General features: G+C 44.0%; 25 protein-coding genes. 14 read left to right on the forward strand and 11 right to left on the reverse strand.

Annotation, left to right across the window (positions count from 1 at the left end; genetic code table 11):
• Positions 1-115 precede the first annotated feature (115 nt).
• From ACFSJY_RS14210 to ACFSJY_RS14220, 3 genes are read left to right on the forward strand one after another with little or no spacing between them, the layout of a single operon-like run.
• Positions 116-661, forward strand: coding sequence for a CIA30 family protein (locus ACFSJY_RS14210; RefSeq protein WP_386035512.1), 546 nt, complete (start codon positions 116-118; stop codon positions 659-661).
• The gene (locus tag ACFSJY_RS14215; RefSeq protein WP_386035515.1) at positions 661-876 is read left to right on the forward strand and encodes a TIGR02450 family Trp-rich protein; all 216 of its coding nucleotides are present in this window, start codon (positions 661-663) and stop codon (positions 874-876) included. The genes ACFSJY_RS14210 and ACFSJY_RS14215 overlap by 1 nt, the downstream gene beginning before the upstream one ends.
• Before the next feature lie 15 nt (positions 877-891).
• Complete coding sequence (locus ACFSJY_RS14220; RefSeq protein ID WP_386035518.1) at positions 892-1,581, forward strand: flavin reductase family protein; 690 nt, start codon at positions 892-894, stop codon at positions 1,579-1,581.
• A 38-nt stretch (positions 1,582-1,619) separates the two neighbouring features.
• On the opposite strand, the gene ACFSJY_RS14225 is transcribed toward ACFSJY_RS14220, so the two are convergent.
• From ACFSJY_RS14225 to ACFSJY_RS14240, 4 genes are all read right to left on the reverse strand, one after another.
• Positions 1,620-3,227 (reverse strand): cryptochrome/photolyase family protein, encoded by a 1,608-nt coding sequence (locus tag ACFSJY_RS14225; RefSeq protein WP_386035521.1) that lies wholly within the window; start codon positions 3,225-3,227, stop codon positions 1,620-1,622.
• Positions 3,220-3,378, reverse strand: coding sequence for a DUF2256 domain-containing protein (locus ACFSJY_RS14230; protein ID WP_386035524.1), 159 nt, complete (start codon positions 3,376-3,378; stop codon positions 3,220-3,222). Before ACFSJY_RS14230 ends, ACFSJY_RS14225 begins: the two co-directional genes overlap by 8 nt.
• Positions 3,379-3,411: 33 nt before the next feature.
• A complete protein-coding gene (locus ACFSJY_RS14235; protein ID WP_386035527.1) occupies positions 3,412-4,722 on the reverse strand; it encodes a DASH family cryptochrome in 1,311 nt (436 codons plus the stop codon).
• Positions 4,723-4,815: 93 nt separating this feature from the next.
• On the reverse strand, positions 4,816-5,664 hold the full coding sequence (locus ACFSJY_RS14240) for a peptidylprolyl isomerase (protein ID WP_386035530.1): 849 nt from the start codon (positions 5,662-5,664) through the stop codon (positions 4,816-4,818).
• A 124-nt stretch (positions 5,665-5,788) separates the two neighbouring features.
• Between ACFSJY_RS14240 and ACFSJY_RS14245 the strand changes: the two genes are divergently transcribed.
• Both ACFSJY_RS14245 and ACFSJY_RS14250 read left to right on the forward strand, forming a co-directional pair.
• Positions 5,789-6,499, forward strand: coding sequence for a DUF445 domain-containing protein (locus ACFSJY_RS14245; RefSeq protein ID WP_386035533.1), 711 nt, complete (start codon positions 5,789-5,791; stop codon positions 6,497-6,499).
• A 181-nt stretch (positions 6,500-6,680) separates the two neighbouring features.
• Positions 6,681-7,868: an amino acid aminotransferase gene (locus tag ACFSJY_RS14250; RefSeq protein WP_386035536.1), complete on the forward strand. Its 1,188-nt coding sequence runs from the start codon at positions 6,681-6,683 to the stop codon at positions 7,866-7,868.
• Positions 7,869-7,932: 64 nt separating this feature from the next.
• Here the strand turns inward: ACFSJY_RS14250 and ACFSJY_RS14255 are convergent, their stop codons facing one another.
• The gene (locus tag ACFSJY_RS14255) at positions 7,933-8,538 is read right to left on the reverse strand and encodes a PEP-CTERM sorting domain-containing protein (RefSeq protein WP_386035539.1); all 606 of its coding nucleotides are present in this window, start codon (positions 8,536-8,538) and stop codon (positions 7,933-7,935) included.
• A 280-nt stretch (positions 8,539-8,818) separates the two neighbouring features.
• On the opposite strand from ACFSJY_RS14255, the gene gmk reads away from it, so the two are divergent.
• The 8 genes from gmk to ACFSJY_RS14295 all read left to right on the forward strand — a co-directional run bounded on the left by gmk (position 8,819) and on the right by ACFSJY_RS14295 (position 18,116).
• Positions 8,819-9,445, forward strand: coding sequence for a guanylate kinase (gene gmk / locus ACFSJY_RS14260; protein ID WP_386035542.1), 627 nt, complete (start codon positions 8,819-8,821; stop codon positions 9,443-9,445).
• Positions 9,446-9,500: 55 nt separating this feature from the next.
• Positions 9,501-9,779, forward strand: coding sequence for a DNA-directed RNA polymerase subunit omega (gene rpoZ, locus ACFSJY_RS14265; protein WP_386035545.1), 279 nt, complete (start codon positions 9,501-9,503; stop codon positions 9,777-9,779).
• A gap of 148 nt (positions 9,780-9,927) precedes the next feature.
• A complete protein-coding gene (gene spoT / locus ACFSJY_RS14270; RefSeq protein WP_386035548.1) occupies positions 9,928-12,030 on the forward strand; it encodes a bifunctional GTP diphosphokinase/guanosine-3',5'-bis pyrophosphate 3'-pyrophosphohydrolase in 2,103 nt (700 codons plus the stop codon).
• A gap of 16 nt (positions 12,031-12,046) precedes the next feature.
• The gene (locus ACFSJY_RS14275; protein WP_386035551.1) at positions 12,047-12,436 is read left to right on the forward strand and encodes a RidA family protein; all 390 of its coding nucleotides are present in this window, start codon (positions 12,047-12,049) and stop codon (positions 12,434-12,436) included.
• A 325-nt stretch (positions 12,437-12,761) separates the two neighbouring features.
• Positions 12,762-13,472, forward strand: coding sequence for a tRNA (guanosine(18)-2'-O)-methyltransferase TrmH (gene trmH, locus ACFSJY_RS14280; RefSeq protein ID WP_386035554.1), 711 nt, complete (start codon positions 12,762-12,764; stop codon positions 13,470-13,472).
• Position 13,473: 1 nt separating this feature from the next.
• Complete coding sequence (recG, locus tag ACFSJY_RS14285) at positions 13,474-15,567, forward strand: ATP-dependent DNA helicase RecG (RefSeq protein WP_386035557.1); 2,094 nt, start codon at positions 13,474-13,476, stop codon at positions 15,565-15,567.
• Positions 15,568-15,750: 183 nt separating this feature from the next.
• Complete coding sequence (locus tag ACFSJY_RS14290) at positions 15,751-16,749, forward strand: 2-hydroxyacid dehydrogenase (RefSeq protein WP_386035646.1); 999 nt, start codon at positions 15,751-15,753, stop codon at positions 16,747-16,749.
• 68 nt (positions 16,750-16,817) lie between these two features.
• On the forward strand, positions 16,818-18,116 hold the full coding sequence (locus ACFSJY_RS14295; protein ID WP_386035560.1) for a hypothetical protein: 1,299 nt from the start codon (positions 16,818-16,820) through the stop codon (positions 18,114-18,116).
• A 74-nt stretch (positions 18,117-18,190) separates the two neighbouring features.
• Here ACFSJY_RS14295 and ACFSJY_RS14300 read toward each other — a convergent pair whose 3' ends face one another.
• From ACFSJY_RS14300 to rep, 4 genes are all read right to left on the reverse strand, one after another.
• Positions 18,191-18,664, reverse strand: coding sequence for a helix-turn-helix domain-containing protein (locus tag ACFSJY_RS14300; protein WP_386035562.1), 474 nt, complete (start codon positions 18,662-18,664; stop codon positions 18,191-18,193).
• Between the two features lie 199 nt (positions 18,665-18,863).
• Positions 18,864-19,832, reverse strand: a complete 969-nt coding sequence (locus tag ACFSJY_RS14305) for a S41 family peptidase (RefSeq protein WP_386035565.1) — start codon at positions 19,830-19,832, stop codon at positions 18,864-18,866.
• A 71-nt stretch (positions 19,833-19,903) separates the two neighbouring features.
• Positions 19,904-20,386, reverse strand: coding sequence for a hypothetical protein (locus ACFSJY_RS14310; protein ID WP_386035568.1), 483 nt, complete (start codon positions 20,384-20,386; stop codon positions 19,904-19,906).
• 64 nt (positions 20,387-20,450) lie between these two features.
• Positions 20,451-22,466: a DNA helicase Rep gene (gene rep / locus ACFSJY_RS14315; protein ID WP_386035571.1), complete on the reverse strand. Its 2,016-nt coding sequence runs from the start codon at positions 22,464-22,466 to the stop codon at positions 20,451-20,453.
• Between the two features lie 152 nt (positions 22,467-22,618).
• Here rep and ubiK point away from each other — a divergent pair, with 152 nt between their 5' ends.
• Positions 22,619-22,879 carry a ubiquinone biosynthesis accessory factor UbiK gene (ubiK, locus tag ACFSJY_RS14320; protein WP_386035574.1) on the forward strand — a complete coding sequence of 87 codons (261 nt, stop codon included), beginning with the start codon at positions 22,619-22,621 and terminating at the stop codon, positions 22,877-22,879.
• 80 nt (positions 22,880-22,959) lie between these two features.
• On the opposite strand, the gene ACFSJY_RS14325 is transcribed toward ubiK, so the two are convergent.
• A complete protein-coding gene (locus ACFSJY_RS14325) occupies positions 22,960-23,133 on the reverse strand; it encodes a DUF6435 family protein (RefSeq protein WP_386035577.1) in 174 nt (57 codons plus the stop codon).
• 131 nt (positions 23,134-23,264) lie between these two features.
• Positions 23,265-24,533, reverse strand: a complete 1,269-nt coding sequence (locus ACFSJY_RS14330; protein WP_386035580.1) for a Xaa-Pro dipeptidase — start codon at positions 24,531-24,533, stop codon at positions 23,265-23,267.
• Position 24,534 lies beyond the last annotated feature (1 nt).

The raw sequence follows: 24,534 nt of genomic DNA on the forward strand, positions 1-24,534 counted from the left end.
TCATGAACTTTTTGCCTCGCTTTTGCGGGGCTTTTTTATGTCTAGCGATCTTGAACTAAACTTTTAACTACACCCAAGCGTAATAACCTTTATAGCTTCGACCGGAGCACACCCTATGAATATTTTCAGGATTGCTGTTTTGACTGCACTACTCTCCGCGCCCGCACATGCCGATGACATTCGCTTTGACGATGTGGAAACCCGCCACTGGATGACCATTAACGATACCGTGATGGGCGGTGTGTCTAACAGTCGTTTCTATCATGAATATGACTACGGTGTATTTGAAGGTGTTGTTTCGCTCGATAACAACGGCGGCTTTGCGTCGATTAGACGCGTGATATCCCCCGATTTTCATAACGGCGGAATCGTACGATTGATTGTAAAAGGTGATGGCAGACGCTATCAATTCCGATTGAAAACCGATGGCTTATATGAAGGTGCCGCCTACGTTGCTGAATTCACCACTAAAGCCGACCAATGGCAGCAAATTCAGTTTACCGAGAAAGATTTTACTCCGCGCTTTCGTGGTCGTTATGTTGATGGTGCGCCAGCATTGCGCTTCGGTGACGCCATTCAAGTAGGCTTGCTTATTGGCGACAAAATTGAAGGTAAATTTAAACTACAAGTGCAAGCCATAGAGGTGTTAGAAACCATTTAATGAATCAAGTTGCTTCGAAGAAACTGCTCCACTCTAAGTGGACACACGTCACCCCTGTCAAAAAAGAAAAGCACTTTACCATCATCAATGTCGAATTTGATGATGATGGCAAAGTGATACTTTGCGAAATCCAAGCCGTATTAACCCATAACATTCGTGAAATTAACTGGCGCGATTTAAAAGACAGCAAGGTATGGAAGCAAGGCTGGAAATAAACGCTGAAAAACTTTATGAAAACATTTAATCGTTCAACACTTAATACGCTAGAAGCGAGATATCGCACTCGCTTAATCAATAGCTTGTCCGGCTTTAAAAGCGCTAACCTCATAGGCACGCAAGACGCTGATGGTCAGCTGAATTTAGCCATTGTGAGCTCGGTTGTGCATCTAGGTGCCAATCCACCACTTATTGGCATGATCATGCGTCCTAATTCTGTGCCAAGACATACGTTCAGCAATATCATCGACACTGGCTTATTTACTATCAATCAAATTTCGACAGAATTCTGGCAAGCCGCTCATCAAACATCTGCTCGTTATGAACAAGAACAAAGCGAGTTTGACGTCGTTGGCTTAACACCAGAATTCTTGGAAAACTTTGATGCGCCATTTGTAGCCGAAAGCCAGCTTAAATATGGCGTTAAGCTGTTAGAAGTGAAGCACATTGAAGCTAACAATACAGAATTTATTATCGGCGAAGTGTGCCAAATTCATGTTGCTGACAGCGCGGTGCGCAATGATGGCTACATCGACATTGAAAGTTTGGAAACCGTTGCCGTATCTGGGTTAGATAGTTACCACGTAACCAACCGGCTATCACGCTTAAGCTATGCTAAACCTGATCGCCCTGTGGCCAGCCTTACCGTAGATGGTGAAAAAACAGCGCCAAACGCTGACTACTTTGCTGTGGTGCGGAACTAGACCGAAACTTGCGCACCACGCGCTATACACTGGATGACCTACAAATCGTTGAGATTAGCGAGGAGGTATTCAGCCCTTTCCAATGTTTGCGTCTGTAGCTCTGGTTTTTGCTTATCCCAATTACGGTACACCATGGCCTGACGAGGATTATTGCCAAACTTGTCACGATGCTGTGTCATAAAATGCCAGTACAAACTGTTAAGTGGACATGCATTATCACCCACTTTTTCTTTTACTTTGTAATCACAGTGTTTGCAGTAGTCACTCATTTTGTCGACATAATTACCAGACGCTGCGTATGCTTTCGATGCGACAATGCCGCCATCTGCGAACTGGCTCATGCCACGGGTATTGGGCATTTCTACCCACTCAATAGCGTCGATATAAATACCAAGATACCAGGCATCAACCTCATCAGGATGAATACCCGCTAGCAAACAAAAGTTGCCCGTTATCATCAAGCGTTGAATGTGGTGTGCATAAGCATATTGCAGTGATTGTTTTACGGCGTGTCGCATGCAATTCATGCGTGTTTCACCCGTCCAAAACCACTCAGGTAAACTGGCTTTCGCATCAAGCGCATTTTTTTCTGCGTAATGCGGCATATTCGCCCAATAAATGCCTCGCACAAATTCACGCCAGCCAAGAATTTGTCGAACAAACCCTTCTATTTGCGCCAGCGAGACCTGTGCACTGTTTTCTCGATAATACTTAATCGCCCGATCGACCACTTGCATGGGCGAAATCATTTTCGCGTTAAGTGCGAAAGACAGTCGCGAATGATACAAACTCCATTGGCGATCGGACATCATATCACTGGCTTGACAGGTCATCGCATCCTGAAACTTGCCGAAAAGCGGTAAACACACACGGCAAAAGTGCTCGAGTAAGTCCAAAGACTGCTGCCTGGTCACGGGCCACAAGAGTTCATCTGGCTGTTCACCGAAATGCACTATGTTGTGTCGCGCCAGTCTTTCATTAATCTCGCGAACATCATTGGCGAATAGCAAAGGCTCTGGCAGTTGCTCAATGTCAGCTGCTTTAAGTTTATTGCGATTGTCTTGATCGTAATTCCATTGGCCGCCTTCAGGCTCGCCCTCTACCATCAAGTAATCAAAACGTTGCCTAAGTTTGCGGTAAAAAACTTCTAGCCGATGACGCTTTTCCGCTTGAAAATAAGTAGGAAGTTCGTTGAACGTTAAAAAGAAGTGTTCTGTTTCAACGCAGCGTGATTGCCCCTCAAAACTTTTGGCAAAAGTAAAAAGCTCCTCACTTAATCGGTATTCGTCCGGCCGTTGGTAACTAAATGCTTGGCATTGATATTGGTCTAATAAGGCAGCAAGTAAATCCGGTAATGCGGTGAATTTCGCTGTTTCATCCAATGTTAAATGCAATACGTGATGCCCGGCCTGCCCAAGCGCATGGGCAAATTGCGACATCGCCAAGAAAAACGCCTGAATTTTTTGTACATGATGTTTCACATACTGCTGCTCTTGATGCAGTTCAGCCACTACATACAGCACGTCATTGTGCTTTTGATGAAACCAGCTATGCGCAGCATTCAGCTGGTCACCCAAAATAAGCCGTATTTCACGGTATGTATTGTTCAACGGTTTCTCGCCTTTCGTTTGAATTGCTTTATTCACTCGTGGCTTTTCCTTTGTTTTTATTGCTTCGACATCGCTTTGAGCAGAAGACGACCTCTTCCCAGCATAGTCGCCACTTTTTACGCCATGCAAATGGTCGCTGACATTGGGGACAAATTTTCTCAGGCAGCGACAACTTTTTATGGGCCATAGATGTACTTTACGCGGAGTTTTTGTCTAGAAGTTATTGCGCTATAGGCCAGTCGGCAATGTCGACAGAGTCTATGGGATGGGTAGACTGTTCGCCCTGCCAGCGCTTGACGTATTCACCGTCTGCATCAAACATTTGCTGTTGCTTTTCAATGTTGAAATGACGGCCACCGCGCGGGTCAACGCCCACGCCTGCAATGTATTGCCAATTCCCCCAGTTAGCGGCGGGGTCATAGTCAACCAACTGTTGCTGAAAGTACGCAGCGCCGTATCGCCAATCTAGACAAAGTTCGTTGACTAAACAGCTAGCGGTTATTTGTCTTGCACGATTAGAGATAAACCCGGTGTCTCGCAATTGATGCATGATGGCATTCACAAGTGGATAAGGCGTTGCGCCTTGCTGCCACTTCACAAACCTTTCACCGTGGAAGCTTGTTAACGGCTTTTTGTCGCGAGTCCCAGTAAAGTTAAATAGCGCGTCGCCAATTTTCAGTGCCAACCAATGAAAGTACTCGCGCCATAGCAGTTCAAAGAATATCCAATACGTGGACTCATTACTGCCATGGGTTATTTCATGATTTCGCAGCGCCGAATATATTTGGCGAACCGACAAACAGCCGTTAGCTATCCAAGGGCTAAACTTGGTCGACGCTGCCCAGTCGTCTATCGCATTGCGTGTTTCTTTGTAATGTTGAGCTAAGTCACTCTGAAAATAAGCGTCTAAATGCATCGCACCCGGTCTACTGCCGCCGTCAAACAGTGATTCACCAGAAAAACAGCCAGCGACTTGTTCGAACTGCTCACTGTCGATCGGAGATGGTGGCAAGCTCGCCAGTTGTTGGGGTGGCGCAATTGCCGGTAAATTTTTCTCTAACTTTCGTCTAAAAGCGCTGAAGCTAGCGGGCAGATCGTCTAGTGTAAAAGGCAATTGATGGCGCTCATACAGCGTGTGTTGCCAGATACCATTCCAGCTAACCATAGGAATCTTTTGCTGAAGCTGCAATAACTGTTGCTGGCTTTGACTATCACTTGCACTGGAGTAGTAAACCACGTCTACGTTGTGCTCACGAATCAATGCATTAAGTACGTGCGCTTTTTCGCCTACTTGCACAATCAAGTGCTGGTCTAGTGTGAGTAGCTGTTCCGATAAATCGTGCAATGCTTGCTGAATAAAGAGCTGTCTGTGCTCTCCGGTTTTAGCGCACTGGTATTGCTGTTTTTTCTGCTCGTTGGGGTCTATCACATACACCAACAATAAACGCTGACAATAGCTCGCCGCCGCGAATAATGCTCGGTTGTCTTGTACACGTAAATCTGAGGTGAACAGGAAGAGGCCTGTGTTCATCGTTGTACCTGTTAGCGGTTGTACTTTTCAATATTCATAATCGAAATACGATGAACACGAGGGTAAAGATTAGCAAGATCGCGGTATAAGCTGCTACCGGATGACCTTGCTTCTCACCGGTACTTGGCAAACATCTAATACTGGCGGTGGTTTTTTATAGAAAAAAGCGTGTGGCCTTGCACGGCGATCAACGATTTTGTCCTTAAAGGCTTTGCTATTTGTGTCCTCTATCTGGATAACAAATTGCTCTGCTTTGGGTAACGATGACATCAGTTGCATGCTCAAGATTGGCGTATAGTCTTTTGCATCAACGGGCTTATCACCTTCTATCACCGATGTGCGCTTGATCGCCTGGACATTGTCCATACCGTAAACCACTCGACCAAATACCGTCATAATGCGATCTAAGTAACGTGGAGCTTGGCCATTGGTGATGTAAAAATGACTAGTGGCGGAGTCAGGCTCATTCCCTCTTGCCATCGCAACAACACCAGGACAATGTGTAAGCCATGCTTTGTTATCTTTACTGTCGCTAGCCACGGCAAAACCATCAATAAATCCGGTTTGTTCGGCAAATAAGTCGTTTGATTGAATTGATGTGATGGCGCTGCTATCAAGAGTCCATTCACTCTCTATCGCCAGCGTTTTTTCTTTTGCGGACGCTTCTTCACTTTGTCCCGGACCCACTTGTGCAACAAAGCCGTCAATCACCCGATAAAACGTATTGTTGTCGTAATGCCCTTTGCTGGCTAATTCAGCAAAGTGCTTCACATGATTAGGCGCAAACTGTGGCGCCAGCTCAAACACTACTTGACCGTGCGGCAGTGTCATGACCATCAATTTTTCAGGGCTTACTGTGCGCCACTGAGTATCAGCAAGCGTTTGTGGACTTAACAGTAGCGCACCTAGCGCAATAGCATGTTTAATAAGGCTTTTTGTCATTGTTATCTCGTTTGATGTTTCCCTGATGAATGCCTGCTTATCTTGCGTAACACTTGTCGACAAATCAATACACTTGCTACCATTGCCGCCATTATCTTGATTTGTCGCAATCTGGGAGACAAATGTGAACAAAAGCAGTGTCACTAACTTTATTGCCTTAGCCCTTGTCTTGGCGGGTCATTTTACTGAAAACGCCATTGTTTTCGGTGTTGGTCTTTTTGCCCTGTCAGGCGCCGTGACTAACTGGTTAGCAGTGCATATGCTGTTTGAAAAAGTGCCAGGTCTCTACGGTTCAGGCGTTATTCCTGCACGTTTTGAAGATTTCAAAGTTGGTATTCGCCAACTGATGATGAATCAATTTTTCACGAAAGAGAATATTGATCGCTTTTTGTCTGACGATAAGGGAGGTGCTGCCAGCATTGACCTCACACCAGTTATCGAGAACGTTGACCTAAACCCCGCCTTCGATGGGCTAGTTGAAGTTATTGAAGGTTCTTCGTTTGGCAGTATGTTGGCCATGGTTGGCGGACGAGAAGCCATTGAACCCATGCGAGAGCCCTTTATAGGGCGCATGAAAACCTCGGTAAAAGACATCACCCAAACCGAAGACTTTAATGCCAGTTTGCGCGCATCACTTGAAGGCGACAGTAATATCGCCCACATGCAAGATAAAGTGAGCGATATTATCAGGCAGCGACTTGACGAATTAACCCCGCAATTAGTGAAAGAAATCATTCAAGACATGATTCGAACTCACCTCGGCTGGCTTGTTGTCTGGGGCGGTGTATTTGGCGGTTTAATTGGCTTAATTGCCGCGCTCACAAAAACGTTTTAATCGCTGTTGAGATTTGTTGCCACGGGTGTAAATTTTTAAGGCATATTTTATTGCAAAATATGCGGTAAATTTTTGATTCAGCGCTTTAATTTAGCCATCTAAATAGCTATGCTTGTTCTTTACATGCGCCAGCAAAATGCTTGGCGTTTTTATCCCGCAAACTAATAAGGTAAACGGAGCCATGTTTGGTAGCTTGAAGGCATTGCCAGCCGATCCAATTCTAGGACTATTGGCAAAATATCGTGAAGATGCAAACCCACAGAAAATTGACTTGGGTGTTGGTGTTTATAAAGACGAGTCTGGTCACACAGCCATTCTAAATTGTGTGAAGACCGCGGAAAAATTCCGTCACGATAACGAAGATACCAAAGTTTACATTGGCCCAACTGGCTCGCCGCTGTTCAACGACGAAATGGCGAAGCTTATTTTCGGTGATCACAAAGTATTATCTGAAAACCGTGCGCGTACGGTTTCAACACCTGGCGGCACTGGTGCACTTCGCGTAGCTGCTGAGTTCATCAAATCATGCAAAGCTGGTGCAACTATCTGGGTGAGTGACCCAACATGGGCTAACCATACAGGTTTATTCCAAGCAGCAGGCTTAACGGTAAAAACATACCCGTACTACGACTTTGAAAACAAAAAACTCGATTTCGAAGGTATGTTGAACGCATTAAAAGAAGTGAGCGCTGATGATGCAGTGCTTCTTCATGCATGTTGTCACAACCCAAGTGGTATGGACCTTAGCCAAAAACAATGGCAACAAGTAGCGGAAGTGGCTAAAACAAACGGCTTCTTACCTGTTGTGGATATGGCTTACCAAGGTTTTGGTGATGGCTTAGACGAAGACGCTTATGGCCTACGTTTAATGGCTGATAGCGTTGAAGAAATGATTGTTTGTAGCTCATGTTCAAAGAACTTCGGCTTATACCGAGAGCGCATCGGTGCAACAACCATTATCGGTAAATCAGCTGCGGCAGTAGATACAGCATATTCTGTATTACTTTACGTCGTTCGCGTTATCTACTCTATGCCACCAGCACATGGTGCAGCGATTGTAGAAACTATTTTAAGTTCAGACGAATTACGCAACGAATGGTACACAGAGTTAGCAGAAATGCGTGACCGTATTAACGGCAACCGCCAAATGATTGTTGATAAGTTAGTTGAAAATGGTGTGACACGTGACTTCAGCCACATTGTGCGCCAAAAAGGTATGTTCTCGTTCCTAGGTATTACCCCAGAGCAAGTACAACAACTGCAAGACGAGTACAGCATCTACATGGTTGGTTCTAGCCGTATGAGCATTGCTGGTATTGCCAACAGCAACGTTGATTACTTAGCACAATCAATCGCCAAAGTGCTTTAGCACGACATCGCTTCTAACAAAAAAGCCCACTTAATAGTGGGCTTTTTTGTTATAAATAATTAGGTTATTTCGTTCTTCTTGCTCTTAAACCCAATAGACCTAGACCAAGCAAAGCGATAGATGCTGGCTCTGGCACTACAGTAATATTTAAATTACCAAGTACACTTTCCATTCTAGCACCTTGACCATTATTGACTGACATCGGATCGAATAAGAAACCAATGTAGTCACCCGAAATTGAGCCTAAAACAGAAGAGATATCGACACTAATAGTGTCACCATAGTTTAAGCCGTTGACAGTAAAGCTACCTAACACCGTGCCTGTTGGGTTAAAATCACTATTAGTAACTACGCCATCACCATCAAAAGCGACAATATCGAACATACCTAGATAATCAACATCTTGACCGTAAAGAAGTTGACCTGTGTATTCAAGAAAATCGAAATTTAACGTCGCTGTTGCACCTGAAGCAATGCCAGAGATATCAAATTCAACAATACCTCTGGTTTCTTCACCACCCCAGTAACCTGTAGCGATAATATCAGGATTATTGGCATGGGTGTGACTACCGTCTGCTATCGCATCCATATCAACCGCTGAAATAATTGAAGCATTTGAAACTAAACTTACCGACAGTAAAGAGGCAAGTATCAGTATTTTCTTAAACATATTTTTATCCTTATTAGTATATTCAAAAGTAGCAACAGCCAGATATATGCCACCAATACTTTTCACATATATTTCAATAAAATACGAAACCCTTGCAATTAAAATCGTAAAGAGATGTAAAATATAGCTACACTTTCTGTTGACGCTTTTTACATGTCATTAACATCTTGATTTACTGAGAAGTTTGTCAGCATTTCTCATATAACTACATTCATCAGTAAAGACAAAATTTCACAAATTCGGTATAGTGCGCCCATCATTCGAACATATATTTTTAGCTATGACTTCTGGCAACCTTTTTATTTTATCGGCACCTAGCGGTGCAGGAAAATCGAGCCTTATTTCGGCCTTGTTGAAGCAAGACGCTGAGCGTGCTATGCAAGTGTCGGTATCGACGACTACGCGTGACCCGCGACCGGGCGAAGAAAATGGTGTGCATTACCACTTCGTTAATAAAGCAAGCTTCGAGCAACAAATTAAAGACGGTGTGTTTTACGAATACGCAGAAGTTTTTGGTAACTACTACGGCACGTCTGCTACCGCTATTGACGAACAACTAGCGCAAGGTATTGATGTGTTCTTAGATATAGACTGGCAAGGCGCACAACAAGTGCGTATGAAAAAGCCCGATGTCACTACGATTTTCATCGCTCCACCATCGCGCAAAGAACTAGAAAACCGTCTAAAGAACCGAGGCCAAGACAGCGACGACGTTATTGCTGGCCGCATGGCTCAAGCGCAATCAGAATGCTCGCACTATCAAGAGTTTGACTACATCATTGTTAACGATGATTTTGACACCGCGCTCAACGATTTAATGACGATTGTGAACAATCAGCGACTTAAGCGCAGCCAGCAGGCAATAAAGCATCAAGATTTATTCGACGATCTATTGGCTAATGATTGATCGTTTACTATAATAAGCGGCTATTTTTTAAATTAATCAGTGTTGGAGTAGCTAAATGGCTCGCGTAACTGTTGAAGATGCAGTAGATAAAATCGGCAATCGCTTTGACTTGGTGTTAGTTGCATCACGTCGTGCACGTCAAATTGCCACTGGTGGTAAAGATCCTTTAGTTGAAGTCGAAAATGACAAGCCAACGGTTCTAGCACTTCGTGAAATCGAAAAAGAGTTAATCACGTCAGACATCATGGATGACGCTGATCGCCAAGAACAAGTTCAGCAAGAATCAGCTGAGCTAGCAGCAGTTGCTGCAATTGTTGGTGGCCAACAAGGCTAATTCAACTTAGCATTCGAAGAAACGCGTACGCTCATATGAGACTACGCGTTTTTTTATACCTGTATTGGCATTCCGGTCAATAATGCGTATTCTAGCCTTATCCCACAACGTTTCTTTCTATACACGCCGTCATATTTGGGAGCAATGAGTGTATCTATTTGAACCATTAAAAGAATTTGTCTCTAGTTATCTATCAAAAGTACAGATAGATCTGCTGAAAAAAGCGTATATCGTGGCGCGCGATGCTCATGAGGGACAAATGCGTTCAAGTGGTGACCCATATATAACGCACCCTGTCGCCGTGGCGCTTAATCTTGCGAAGATGCATTTAGACCATGAGACGTTAATGGCTGCATTGCTTCATGACGTGATTGAAGATACGGAAGTCACCAAAGATGAACTCGCTGAGCTTTTTGGGAATACCGTGGCAGAGCTTGTCGAAGGTGTCAGTAAACTAGACAAACTTAAGTTTGATAATAAAGAAGAGATGCAAGCGGAAAACTTCCGCAAAATGGTTTTGGCGATGACCAAAGACATTCGCGTTATCTTGATTAAGCTTGCTGACCGTACTCATAATATGCGCACATTGGAGTCACTTCGACCTGAAAAACGCCGCCGCATAGCACGCGAAACCCTAGAAATTTACGCTCCAATAGCCAACCGACTTGGTATTCATGACATCAAAAATGAGTTAGAAGTACTTGGCTTTGAAGCACTTTATCCGATGCGCTCTCGTGCGTTGCGCTCTGCGGTAAAACAAGCGCGAGGAAATCGTAAAGAAATTATTAATAACATTCAGGGCGAAATTGAACAGCGCCTTGAAGAAGTCGGTATTAAAGCGCAAGTGATAGGTCGCGAAAAGCACCTTTATTCCATTTACCGAAAAATGCAAAACAAAGAACTGATGTTCAACGAAGTGATGGACATCTATGCGTTTCGCGTTATTGTGCCGGACAAAATTGACGATTGTTATCGTTCTTTGGGTGCGGTTCATAACCTGTTTAAACCTATTGAAACACGCTTTAAAGACTATATTGCTATTCCGAAAACCAATGGTTATCAATCGCTGCACACATCACTTGTAGGACCACACGGTATTCCCGTTGAAATTCAAATTCGTACCAACGATATGGACCAAATGGCCGATAAAGGTGTTGCTGCCCATTGGTTATATAAACAAGACAGTGATGACAGCGGCACTACTGCGCAAATGAAAGCGCGCCGTTGGATGCAGAGCCTTCTTGAACTTCAACAAAGCGCCGGCAGTTCGTTTGAATTTATCGAAAACGTAAAATCAGATTTATTCCCAGAAGAAATTTACGTGTTCACGCCTGACGGTCGGATTATCGAGCTACCAATGGGGGCAACAGCGGTAGATTTCGCGTACGCCGTACATACCGATGTCGGTAATTCTTGTGTTGGCTGTAAAGTTGACCGTAAACCTTATCCGCTGAGTCAGCCGATTGATTCAGGCCAAACGATCGAAGTAGTGACGTCTCCTGCTGCGAGACCTAATGCGACCTGGTTAAACTTTGTCGTTACCGCTAAAGCACGTATGCAAATTCGTTCCTATTTACGTTCACAAGAGCGTAACGAATCTGAAGCGCTTGGTTTACGATTGCTTAGTCATGCACTTGGCACTACGAAGCTTGAAGATATTGCCCAAGAGAAAGTTGATCAGGTAGTTAAAGAAACCGGTAATAACGACTTCGAAGAGTTATTGGTTAATATCGGCTTAGGTAACGCGCTTAGTATTGGTATCGCTAGACGCCTAACTGATGAGTTCACCGATGACAGTGAACAGCCCGCATCTTCTAAAGCCAAAATGCCAATCAAAGGTACTGAAGGCATGATGGTAACCTACAGTAAATGTTGTCGCCCAATTCCTGGTGACACCATCATGGCCTACTTAAGTCCTGGGAAAGGACTTATTGTGCATCAGGCAACCTGTAAAAACATCAAAGCACAAGAGTCGAAGCTATTCCCTGTGAGATGGGATACCGATATCGACAAAGAGTTTATTGCTAAACTACGCGTAGAGATCATGAACCATCAAGGTGCGCTTGCGGCATTAACGAACGTAGTCGCTAAGTGCGAATCAAACGTACACACGCTAAATTCTGGCGAGAAGGATACTGGCTTGTATGCCATCGACATGGAAATTACCTGCCGCGACCGTATTCATTTAGCCGACATTATTCGAAAAATTAAAGTCATGGTCGACGTGCAAAAAGTTGTCCGTAACAAATAATTCAACAGGATTCCCAATGAAAACAATTGTAAATACAGATAAAGCGCCTAGCGCTATTGGCACTTATAGCCAAGCCGTAAAAGTCACAAACACCGTATACCTTTCTGGCCAAATTCCTTTAATCCCTGAGACTATGGAAGTTATTGAAGGCGGCTTTGCAGAGCAAGCGGAACAAGTTTTTAAAAACCTAGTAGCTGTTTGTGAGGCAGCAGGTGGCGAAATCAATGATATGGTGAAAGTGAATATCTTTATGACTGACTTATCAAACTTCGCAACAGTTAACGAGATTATGGCGAAGTACTTCCAGGAACCTTACCCTGCGCGTGCAGCTATTCAAGTATCGGCATTACCAAAAGGTGTTGATATTGAAATTGACGGCGTAATGGAAATCCCAAACGTCGCTTAAATAGATAAATTATCTCAGCCTAAACAATTGACGTGTAGAGGCAAAAGCTAGGCGCAGACATAAATGCGACTTTTCGATACTTTTCGCATTTAAACAAGGCGCTGCGTATTTTAGCCAGAAAAACTATCGCTCAGCTATTCTAAACAGTTGGTGTTTAGCAAAGGCAGACGAGAAATAAAGCTAGGCGCAAGATATAAATGCGATTTTCGATACATTTCGCATTTAGACAAGGCGCTGCGCATTTTAGATGTATGAGCATACACGTAGTATGTGATTACGAATAAAATAAGTAGCAACGCAGTATCAATGTGAAATGTGAAGAAAGATGACTCCTGAAAGATTAGCGCGTATTAACAATATGCTCGACAAACGCCAACCAGACCTGTCCGTATTAATGGAAGGTGTGCACAAAGCACATAACCTTGCGGCAGTCGTTCGCACCTGTGACGCTATTGGGTGTAGTGAAGTGCATGCGGTTTGGAAAACTGAGCAAATGCGTACCTCTGGCGGTGTAGCAATGGGCAGCCAAAATTGGGTTAAGGTAAATCACTATGATAAAACAGCTGACGCCATTGCCCAGTTGAAAAAGCAGAATATGCAAGTGCTAGTGACGAACTTATCTGATAAGGCTGTCGACTTTAGAGAGATTGACTACACCAAGCCTACTGCCATTATTTTGGGCCAAGAAAAATTCGGGGCTTCCGACATTGCTAAAGAAATGGCTGATCAGGATATTGTCATCCCGATGGTCGGTATGGTGCAATCGCTTAACGTATCAGTAGCAAATGCTGTTGTGCTTTATGAAGCACAACGCCAACGTGAAGCAGCCGGTATGTACAATCAATCGACTATCTCTGAAGCAGAGCGCCAGCGTGTGCTGTTTGAAGGTGGCCACCCTATTGTAGCTAAAGTATGTAAAACCAAAGGCCTTCCATATCCTAAAATTGATGAAGAAGGTCAAATTGTTGCGTCAGACGAATGGTGGCAACAAATGCAAATGACACAAGCTGCGTGGCAGGAAATCGATAACGAGTAGTATGCCTGCGAAAGGACTCACCAATCTCGCCCAACTCACTATCGCATCGTTGAAAGGTGTTGGGCCTGCAATGGCCGACAAGTTTGCTAAGCTTGGGCTAGTGTCAGTACAAGACTTACTGTTTCATCTCCCTTTGCGCTACGAAGATCGCACGCGTGTGATGGCTATTCGCGATCTCATGCCGGGTATCTATACCAATATCATTGGCGAAGTCACCAATAGCCAAATTATTCAGGGCAGAAAACGGATGTGGGTGCTAACCATCAATGATGGCTCTGGCTCTGTCGACTTACGCTTTTTCCATTTTTCGGCGGCACAGAAAAATGCATTACCGATAGGTACAGAGATTCGTTGTTATGGAGAAATTCAACGAGGGCCACGTAGCTTTCAAATTGTTCACCCGGAATACAAGTTACTGGATCAAGACAATCCATTAACACCGGTTGAAGAAACGCTTACTCCTGTTTACCCAACAACCGACGGCTTAAGGCAAATAAGTCTGCGCAATATCACAGAACAAGCTCTAAAGCGCTTGGAACATGGTAGTGTCGAAGAACTGCTGCCTAAAGAGTTTCTAAATGAACCGTTTACATTAGCAGAAGCATTAGCACTTATTCATCGCCCACCACCCGATGTATCTACCACGCAACTTGAAGAAGGCCGTCACCCTGCTCAACTGAGACTAATTAAGGAAGAGTTGCTCGCTCATAACTTAAGTATGCTGAAACTGCGTGAGTCGAGTGACAAACACGAATCAGTGAGCATGACCGTCGATGATACTCTTAATAAAAAGTTTCTAGACAGTTTGCCATTTAAGCCCACGAACGCTCAGGCACGTGTGGTCGACGAAATCAGAACCGATCTCGCAAAATCACTGCCGATGATGAGACTGGTGCAAGGTGATGTGGGTTCAGGTAAAACACTTGTAGCAGCGCTATCCGCTATCACGGCAATTAGCCAAGGTTACCAAGTAGCCCTGATGGCACCAACAGAGATATTGGCAGAACAACATGCAATCAATTTTCAAAACTGGTTTGAGCCACTAGGAATAACCGTGGGTTGGCTTGCGGGCAAAACCAAAGCAAAAGCGCGCCGTGAAGCACTCGAAAAACTCGCTGATGGCACCATTCAAATGGCCGTTGGTACCCACGCCCTTTTCCAAGAGCAAGTTGCATTTAAAAAACTGGCACTGATTATTATTGACGAGCAGCATCGCTTCGGTGTTCATCAGCGCCTATCATTGCGGGAGAAAGGTGCTTTCGATAGTAAATATCCACACCAACTGATCATGACGGCAACGCCGATACCGCGTACTTTAGCGATGACCGCCTATGCTGATCTAGATACCTCAATTATTGATGAGCTACCACCAGGTCGCACACCTATTACTACAATAGCACTGCCTGATACACGCCGTGACGATGTCATTGAACGCATCCGACAGGGATGCACCCAAGATAACCGTCAGGCGTATTGGGTATGTACCCTAATTGAAGAGTCAGAAGTGCTGCAATGTCAGGCAGCAGAGGACACGGCAACCTACCTACAGCAAGCCTTACCTGAGCTCAAAATAGGGCTGGTACATGGCCGTATGAAGCCTGCAGAAAAACAAGCGGTAATGGAATCGTTTAAAGAAGGAGACTTGCACCTGCTCGTGGCTACAACGGTGATTGAAGTCGGTGTTGATGTCCCCAACTCAAGCTTGATGGTAATAGAAAATCCAGAACGTTTGGGCTTAGCACAACTGCACCAGCTTCGTGGTCGCGTGGGGCGTGGTGCTGTCGCGTCACATTGTGTATTGATGTATAAATCGCCACTATCGAAAACGGCGACGAAACGATTAGGTGTGTTACGAGAAAGCAACGACGGCTTTGTGATCGCGCAAAAAGACCTTGAAATACGTGGCCCAGGGGAAATGCTAGGTACAAAACAAACTGGCCTTGCTGACCTTAAAATCGCTGACCTAGTGCGTGACCAAGCGATCATCCCCGAGGTGCAGCAACATGCTTACTTACTTTGGAAGCAATACCCTAAACAAGCAGAAGCGATTATTGAGCGATGGATGGGTAACCGTGAGAAATACTCTAACGCCTAACACTGGCCTTAGTTGCACCATCAATCGTAACAGTCGACAGCTCAAATAGTTGAAAAAACTTCAATAAGATTTAATGGAAAAATAGCTTGAGCTGTTTCACACTGATGATGGTGGTGGCATGTTGCAATGCTCACCCAAACCACCCTAAAGCACCTCAGAGCCATAGCAGAAGGATCCGTTGCCATGTTTAAAGTCGCTGTATTTAGTAGCAAGAAGTACGATAAAAACTTTCTAGACAAGTTTAATTTCAATACATCACTTGCATTCGAGTATTTCGAGAGTAAGTTGAGTGCGGAAACCGTAGAACTTGCCAGCGGCTTTGATGCGATATGCATCTTTGTCAATGATACCGCTGATAAGCATGTCTTAGAAAAACTTGCGAGCTTTGGCATCAAGGTTATCGCCCTTCGCTGTGCGGGTTTTAACAATGTTGATATTGAAGCTGCGCAGCAATTAGGCTTGCAGATTTGTCGTGTACCCGAATATTCACCGGAAGCAGTCGCTGAGCATACCGTTGGATTAATGCTGACATTGAGTCGCAAGTTTCACAAAGCCTATAACCGTATCCGAGAAGATAACTTTTCTCTTGATGGTTTGATGGGTTTTAACCTCCACAATAAAACCGTTGGCATCATAGGCACAGGCAATATCGGTTTAGCGACATTGCGGATTCTTAAGGGATTCGGCTGCCACTTACTGTGCAGTGATCCTACAGAAAATGACGAAGCTGTCGCTATGGGTTGTCGATATGTATCGGCCGACACGCTGTTTGAAGAGTCAGATATTATTAGCCTGCACTGTCCTTTGTTACCGCAAACGAAGCACATCATTAATGAACAGTCACTCGCCAAAATGCGCCCTGATGTCATGCTCATCAATACAAGTCGCGGTGGTCTGATTGACTCTCATGCCGTGGTCAAAGCACTAAAAGAGAGGCGTTTAGGCTACTTAGGTATCGATGTTTACGAACTGGAGAGCAGCCTATTTTTCGAAGATTTATCGGGTGAAATTATTCAAGACGATGTGTTTGCACGTTTAAGCACATTCCCCAATGTGTTAATAACCGGTCACCAAGGCTTTTTTACTCAAGAAGCCATTTCTACCATTGCTAAAACAACCATCAGTAACTTACAGCATCTTCTAGAGAAAAAAACGCTCGATAAAGCATTTTTACTATACTAACTGCACTTTGAGTTGATGCAATTTGCGTCGAATGTATAATGCATACAAAAATAAAACAGGCATTTATTATGAAAACTTGGCTAATCAGCCTATTGGCAATGCTTAGCTTGCTAGCCACTGGTTGTAGTAAACAAGAAGAGCAAACCATGGAACAAACTCAAGCCCTAAATAACATTGCAGAGCAATACGTAAAACTTATCTTAGATGTTGGTCACCATCATCCATACTACATTGACGCATATTACGGGCCTGAGAAGTGGAAAGACGAAAGCACCAAAAAACCATTAGATGAGCTACTTATTCGTAACCATGACTTAGTCAACCAATTAGCAGCAACGCAAGTTGATGCAAGCCAAGCACTGCGTAAGCAGTTTTTAGACATTCAGCTGAAATCTGTCGATACCTTTATTCGTTTGCAACAAGGTGAGAAAATTTTATTCGATGATGAATCGCTGGGCCTTTACGACGCATTATCACCTACTATTACGGAGCAAGAACTTGATGCAGCACTCGCTGAATTAAGCTTGCTAATTCCGGGGGAAGGAGAGCTGAATCAGCGCCTCAATACATACAAATCCCAATTTGTGATTCCTTTGGATAAATTAGACACCGTTTTTAATGCGGCTATTGACGAAGCACGCAAACGCACCAAAGCGCATATCGACTTACCTGAAAATGAAAGCTTTACTATCGAATATGTGACAGACAAGGTGTGGAGTGGATACAACTGGTATAAAGGTAACAACTTTTCGCTTATTCAACTTAATACTGATTTCCCTATTTATATTGAGCGCGCAATCGACCTTGCAAGTCATGAAGGCTACCCAGGGCACCACGTGTTCAATTCACAAATGGAACAGCATTTGGTCGACAAAATGGGCTGGATTGAATACAGCATCTACCCATTGTACTCACCTATGTCATTACTTGCAGAAGGTAGTGCGAATTACGGTATTGAGGTCGCTTTTCCAAAAGATGAACGTTTAGCATTTGAAAAAGAGGTTCTTTTTCCTTTAGCTGGTTTAGATGCTACGCAAGTGAATACTTACTACCAAGTACAAGACAAGTTAGCGCTTCTATCTTACGCTGACAATATGATCGCAAAACGCTATCTGGATGGCGATATCGATAAAGAGGCGGCAATAGACTTACTAATGAAATACGCATTATCTAGCCAAGAAAAGTCGACACAGCGTATTGGCTTTATCGAAGCACACCGAGCGTATGTCATCAACTACAACCTCGGCCAGGACTTAGTGAAACAGTATGTCGACCGAGTAACTGGCGAAGATGATTTAGACAAGCGTTGGGCAATTTTCGCGGACCTGTTAGCGTATCCCAAAACAGCATCAATGATGGCAGAATAGAAGGGAAACCAGCAGCTAACACTCATACTAAACAGCCGCTAAAAGCGGCTTTTTAGTGACCCCAAGCGTTTGAGTTATTGCTGAATTGCTCTATGTCTTCGGGCGTGTTCAACGTATATATTAATAGCCAGCAATACAAACCCAAGGAAGAAGCAAACACCACCATAATCTAGGTATCTAAAATTGCCGTGCATTTCGTAAAGCTCATCGAAATTTCCACCTTTTAGCGTAGGGATCAAAATATCAACAATCCATAGGCCAAATAACACACTCGACGCTGCAAACGCTACTAGCCAGCTATATTTGTATAAATAATGGAAAGTCAGTCGCTCAATGTTTTTCGGTTTTTGCAGGTAAGTAGGCGTTACATTGTAAACACTCGCTAATGCTTTCGTTGTTTCAAGTGATGCGTTTCCTTGCTTTTCTACTCGCTGAATAGTGCGAATGCTCAAGCCAGTTGCCGCGGCAAGCTCTTCTTGGCTCCAACACTTTTCGGCGCGAAGCACTAGCAAAGTCTGATGGTTTAGCTCCATATTCATATTACTCATGGTTATTCCTTCTCAATATACTGTGTTCGAAGAAATACTAATGGTGTGCCCGAAAGTTACACTGTTATTCTAGCGACACTAGCCCGACAACACCACGACACTTATACGACAGTCTCCTAACAGTTCGCTGACATTGATTGCTATAGGCTATAGTCTCTTTGTAAAGAGGGCTTTAATAGCCCTCTACACTGACATCAAACTAACTTTCGCTGACATGCTGACTAGCCATCGCTATCGCTATCGCACTATCAAGTGCATCAACAGGTGGTACTTTAACGTCAGGCTCCACACCTACCTTTTCCCAGTTGGATTGGTTCGAAGAGATGATAGGTTTGAGTAGAGAAATACGAAATACCAACTCGTCGGTTATTTTTCTTACTCCTACATAAAAGCCTGCGCCAGCCGTTGCATCACCAACAACGGTTGCCTTATTATTCGCCTGTAACGCACTGGCAAAGAGTTCAGTTGCGCTAGCACTGTTGTGGCTTGTTACCAGCCATACAGGATAGTCATCTCGAAACTGAGTATGCCCACTGTGTTTATCCACTTGAACAGTTTGTGTCACGTTTCCTTGGGCATCAAGGGTTGACCAAAGTGGAGTTCTATCAGCCAAAAAATACCCTATCATATGGGCAACGAGCTCAGGTGAACCACCAATGGTGTCGCGCAGATCAATAACCATACCTTCCGTATTTGCTAGGAAATTAAAAGCACTGTCGGCAGTATTCTTCGCGTTGCTGTCAGGGTGAAACTTATTGAATTTAAGATACCCAATATTTCCCGGTAGCACTTTTACTTGCTCAAACGCATAGTTGTGGGTCAACTTTCCTTCTCGATGTTGGATGATATGACTGACCTCTTCCTCTGGTGATACCGTATATAGGCTTAGATGCTTGTCTCCGGTAATATCTCGGATATCACCACCAATACGCTCTGCAAACTTATCTAACGTATCGATATCATGATATTTGCCCATCGCATGTCGAGCGACAATAAAGTTTTTGGTTTCATCAACCACTGACGGTTCGATGTAGTGTTGTTCCATGACCGAAAATGTCTGGTCAAGTAGCTTAGTAATATCTTCGTGGCTGATTGACTGCGCAATAGCGACACAGCCAAATAAATAAAGACAGATCGCCATTAGGCGAAATCGTGTAATTGAATTCATGAATATTTCCTTCGTTTAACATATTTAAGGCAAGCGATGACTTGCCAGACTAGTCGTAAGAGAACTAGTGATTAAACAAAGGCGTCGATATAACGATAATTGAGGTTACTGTCTTTCCAGCCAGACAGCCTGCTTTTATTACGATGTATTCGCATATACCAGGGCGCCCGATGTGTTGCAGGGTCTGGTTGAAACGAAAACATTAGCCGCAACTTAGGCGCTGGAAATAGCGCTAAACTTTGCCAAGCAGCTTGTTGTTGATGATGGGTAAAGTGACTGGCGGGCTTTGCTTGAGCAACAAGTGCCGGCTCTTCAGCCAAAAGCTTAGTGAGTAATACGCCAACAGTCTGCAATTTACCGGAATCTGATGGCGCTGAAATTTCAACGCTTGAATTGAGTGCGTGTGGAAGTGAAAAGTAACGACCACTTTCACTATCATTATGGTGAAATACAGAAAAGCCAGTGACTAGGGCTAAACCAAACACCAAGAAACAAGTGACGATAAAGGCACTTATTTTTTGTTGCTGATTTAGGTTACTGGGTTGTTGGTTCATCAATCACTTCCGCTGTGGTCCAACTTTAATTATTTAGGCTAAACATTGAATTTCAATGCTTAACCTACTTCTTTTTCAACAACTCACGTAAATTTGCCACACCTGCTTTAGCGGTTTGTTGTTTTTGTTCTTGTGACTTTTTCGATTTTTCCGTTTCCCAAATCAAGTCATCTTGCGGCATTTCATAAAGGAAGCGGCTCGGTTCGGTGCGCGCAACTTCGCCAAACTGGCGGCGCTCTCTTGCGTAGGTACAAATCAATTCACGTTTCGCCCGAGTAACACCTACATAAGCAAGGCGTCGTTCTTCTTCCACATTATCTTCGTCAATACTGGATTGATGCGGGAGCAAGCCTTCTTCCATACCGATTAAAAACACATAAGGGAACTCTAGACCTTTTGAGGCATGCAACGTCATCAACTGCACTTGATCAGCAAACTCTTCTTCTTCGTTGCGCTCCATCATATCGCGCAATGTAAGCCTGGTGACCACTTGCGCTAACGTCATCGGCTCATCCAGCTCATCACCCTCTAGCATTTGTGTGACCCAGCTAAACAACTGCGTAACGTTTTTCATGCGCATTTCTGCCGCTTTGGCACTTGGTGAAGAGTCGTAAAGGTAGTCTTCATAATTCATTTCACGAATCATCGAGCGCAATACCGCAGGTGTGTCACCACGTTCTGAATTATCAGACGTTTCTACTAGCCAGCGCGTAAATTTCTGAAGGTTGACTAAGCCTCTGCCAGAAAGTGTCTGTTCTAAACCAAACTCAGAACTGGCAGCAAACATACTTATCTGACGCTTATTGGCGTAGTTACCCAGTTTTTCCAAGGTTGCAGGCCCAAGCTCACGCTTAGGTACATTGCAGACACGCAAGAAGGCATTGTCGTCATCAGGGTTCACCAACAAGCGCAAGTACGCCATGATGTCTTTGATTTCAGAACGCGAGAAAAACGACGTACCACCACTGATTTTGTAAGGAATACGGTTGGTCATCAGCGCTTTTTCAAGCAAACGAGACTGGTGGTTACCACGATACAAAATTGCGTAATCTTTGTAGTGAGTTTTGTTCATGAAGCGATGACCAATCAGCTCACCTACCACGCGTTCAACTTCGTGCTCTTCATTGCGCGTTTGCACCACACGAATTGGCATACCGTAGTCGTGTTCACTGAATAATGCTTTATCGTAAACATGCGGATTATTGGCAATAAGTATATTAGCGCAATGCAAAATACGGCCACTAGAACGGTAGTTTTGCTCTAGTTTGATGAGTTTCAGGTTTGGATAATCTTCACCAAGTAAAACAAGGTTTTGTGGTTTAGCACCACGCCACGAGTAAATCGATTGGTCATCATCACCAACTACAGTTAGGCGACCTCGCTCACCGGTGAGCAATTTAACCATTTCATATTGACTGGCATTGGTATCTTGATATTCATCCACCAGCATATATTGAATTTTCTTGCGCCAGCGCTCACGCACTTCGGGATAATTTTTTAGCAATAGCGTAGGAATAAGAATCAAATCATCAAAATCAAGTGCGTTATACGCCCTCATATGGCTGTGATAACGCTGATAAAATTCAGCATACATTGCTGTGTCGGCATCCACTGCTTGCTTGAGTACTTGATCGGGTAGTAGCAAATCATTCTTCCAATTAGAAATCATCATTTGCAATTTACTGAGCAAGTCTTTATCGCCATCAAGCTCTTGTTCGGTCAATTCTTTAAGTAGCGCAATCGTGTCCTGATCATCAAATAACGTGAAGCCTGGTTTGTAGCCAAGTGTTTTGATTTCACGACGGACGATATCCAAACCCAAGGAGTGGAATGTTGATACGATTAAACCACGTGTTAACTCGCGGCCCAACATACTCGCGACACGCTCTTTCATTTCACGTGCGGCTTTGTTAGTAAAGGTTACAGCCGCTATATTACGGGCTTTGTAGCCACACTTTTGAATCAGATAAGCGATCTTTTGACAGATAACACCCGTTTTACCACTACCTGCACCAGCAAGCACCAAACACGGTCCACTGACATAGTTTTTTGCTTCTTCTTGGCGTGGGTTTAACTTCATTCACAGGCTCGCTTGGCTAATACATGGTCTACTGATGATAAGGCGGCAGATTTTACCTTGTTTTGCATCCAACAACAGCCTTCGGTGAAATTTTTATGTGATCTGATTTAACTTTCGCTACAATGTCAGGCATTACAATTGAGGTTAGCCAAATGATTAACGCAAAGAAAATTGAAGAAATTGCTAAACAAGTAACCGATGCCATTCCACCGGGCGTAAAAGCGGTTGCTAATGACTTTGAAGAAAAAACAAAAACAGTACTTCAACGCAAGCTTTCACAACTTGACGTTGTTACTCGCGAAGAGTTTGACGTACAAACACAAGTTTTGATTAAAACGCGCGAAAAATTGGCATCACTTGAAAAAGCGGTTGCTGAACTAGAAGCCAAATTAGCCGACAAAGACGAAGGCTAAACTGGTTTGCGCTGAACCGCGCACAAATTAAGTGAAATTGAGCAGAGTGAACATGTCACTCTGCTCTAAACAATACGAACCTACCCTTCCTGTTCTTTGATCTGAATTTCTTTTGCAAGCGCCTCTGCTTCTGCGGTTATCATCGCATAACCTTTGATATCGCCATTACGTTGTGCGTGCATCGCTTTTTCTAATAAAGCCAAATGCTGTTTTTTTAGCTTTTTCGTTGGGTCAGATTTAAAAAATGAAAACATACTCGCTCCTTATTTTGTTGAATAAGAGTACGTATCGGTTTTAATTCAAGATGTATGTATTGTCTTTTAGGCGAGTTTTGATAATAAAAAAGCACCCGAAGGTGCTATTTATCACTTAATGATGTTACTTACTATTGCTTGTACACAATACCGTCTTTCATCACGAAACTAACATTTTCTAACAATGAAATATTGGCTAATGGGTCACCATCAACAGCAACAATATCAGCAAGATACCCTGCTTTGATTTGCCCTAAATTGCTTTGTTGTAGCAAACTCGCACTGTTGATTGTCGCCGCCTGAATAGCTTGTATAGGTGTCATCCCAAAAGTGACCATACGTGAGAACTGCTTACCATTGTCGCCATGCGGATAAATAGCCGCGTCTGATCCAAACACCATTTTTGCGCCCGCCTTGGTTGCCCGTTTAAAACTATCTCGCTGCGCCTTAGATACCATTTTTTCTTTTAAGATATTCGCTTCAGGCACACCGTTCGCTTCGCCAAAAGCAAGCGTATACTCAGTATTATAGATGTCACATGACAAGTAAGTGCCATGTTTCAGGGCAAGCTCTATAGCTTCTTCATCCATAAAACTACAGTGTTCGATAGAATCCACACCTGAGCGGATTGCGGCCTTGATACCTGAGGTGCCGTGCGCATGCGCTGCCACTATCAAGCCGCGCATATGTGCTTCTTGCACCGCCGCTCGCATTTCCTCTTCAGTGAGCTGCTGAATACCCACTTTTGTGCCCTTCGAAAATACACCACCGGTTGCACATACCTTAATGGTATTTGCACCATACTTAATATTTTCACGTACTTTCGCCCGCACTGCCCAGGGGCCATCAGCAACACCGCCAGATTTTGATTTTTTCTCTGGCGCAGAAAAGTTATCGTCACAATGACCGCCAGTAATACTCACCGAATGACCTGCCGCCCAAATACGAGGGCCCGGCACTTCGCCTGCATTAATACCATCGCGCACTCCAATAACACTGTAGCCAGCAGCCCCCAAGTTACGCACCGTGGTAAAGCCAGCCATCAAGGTTTTCTTCGCGTTTTTGACGGCTTTGACGGTTTGTCGTGGTACGGAATTTCCTTTAGCTGCTAAAAAGTTGTCTTCAGCGTCACTTGTTAAGTGAACATGCATATCCATAAAGCCAGGTAACAAGGTTTTATCTTTCAGATTGATAACCCTAGTGTCAGTACCTGCTTTGATACTGCCCTGCTCACCCACTTTAGTGATGACATTGTCATCAATCAGCACAGACACGTTTTTAACTAACTTACCTGACGCTACATCAACATAGCCTGCAGCGTGTATCAGCGTTTGCTCTGCTAACGCCGCCGCACTGTTGACAATCAACGCTAAACCGATAGCTAACGGTTTTAATTTCATT

It is taken from the genome of Thalassotalea euphylliae (assembly GCF_042682785.1).
GTDB lineage: Bacteria > Pseudomonadota > Gammaproteobacteria > Enterobacterales > Alteromonadaceae > Thalassotalea_F > Thalassotalea_F euphylliae.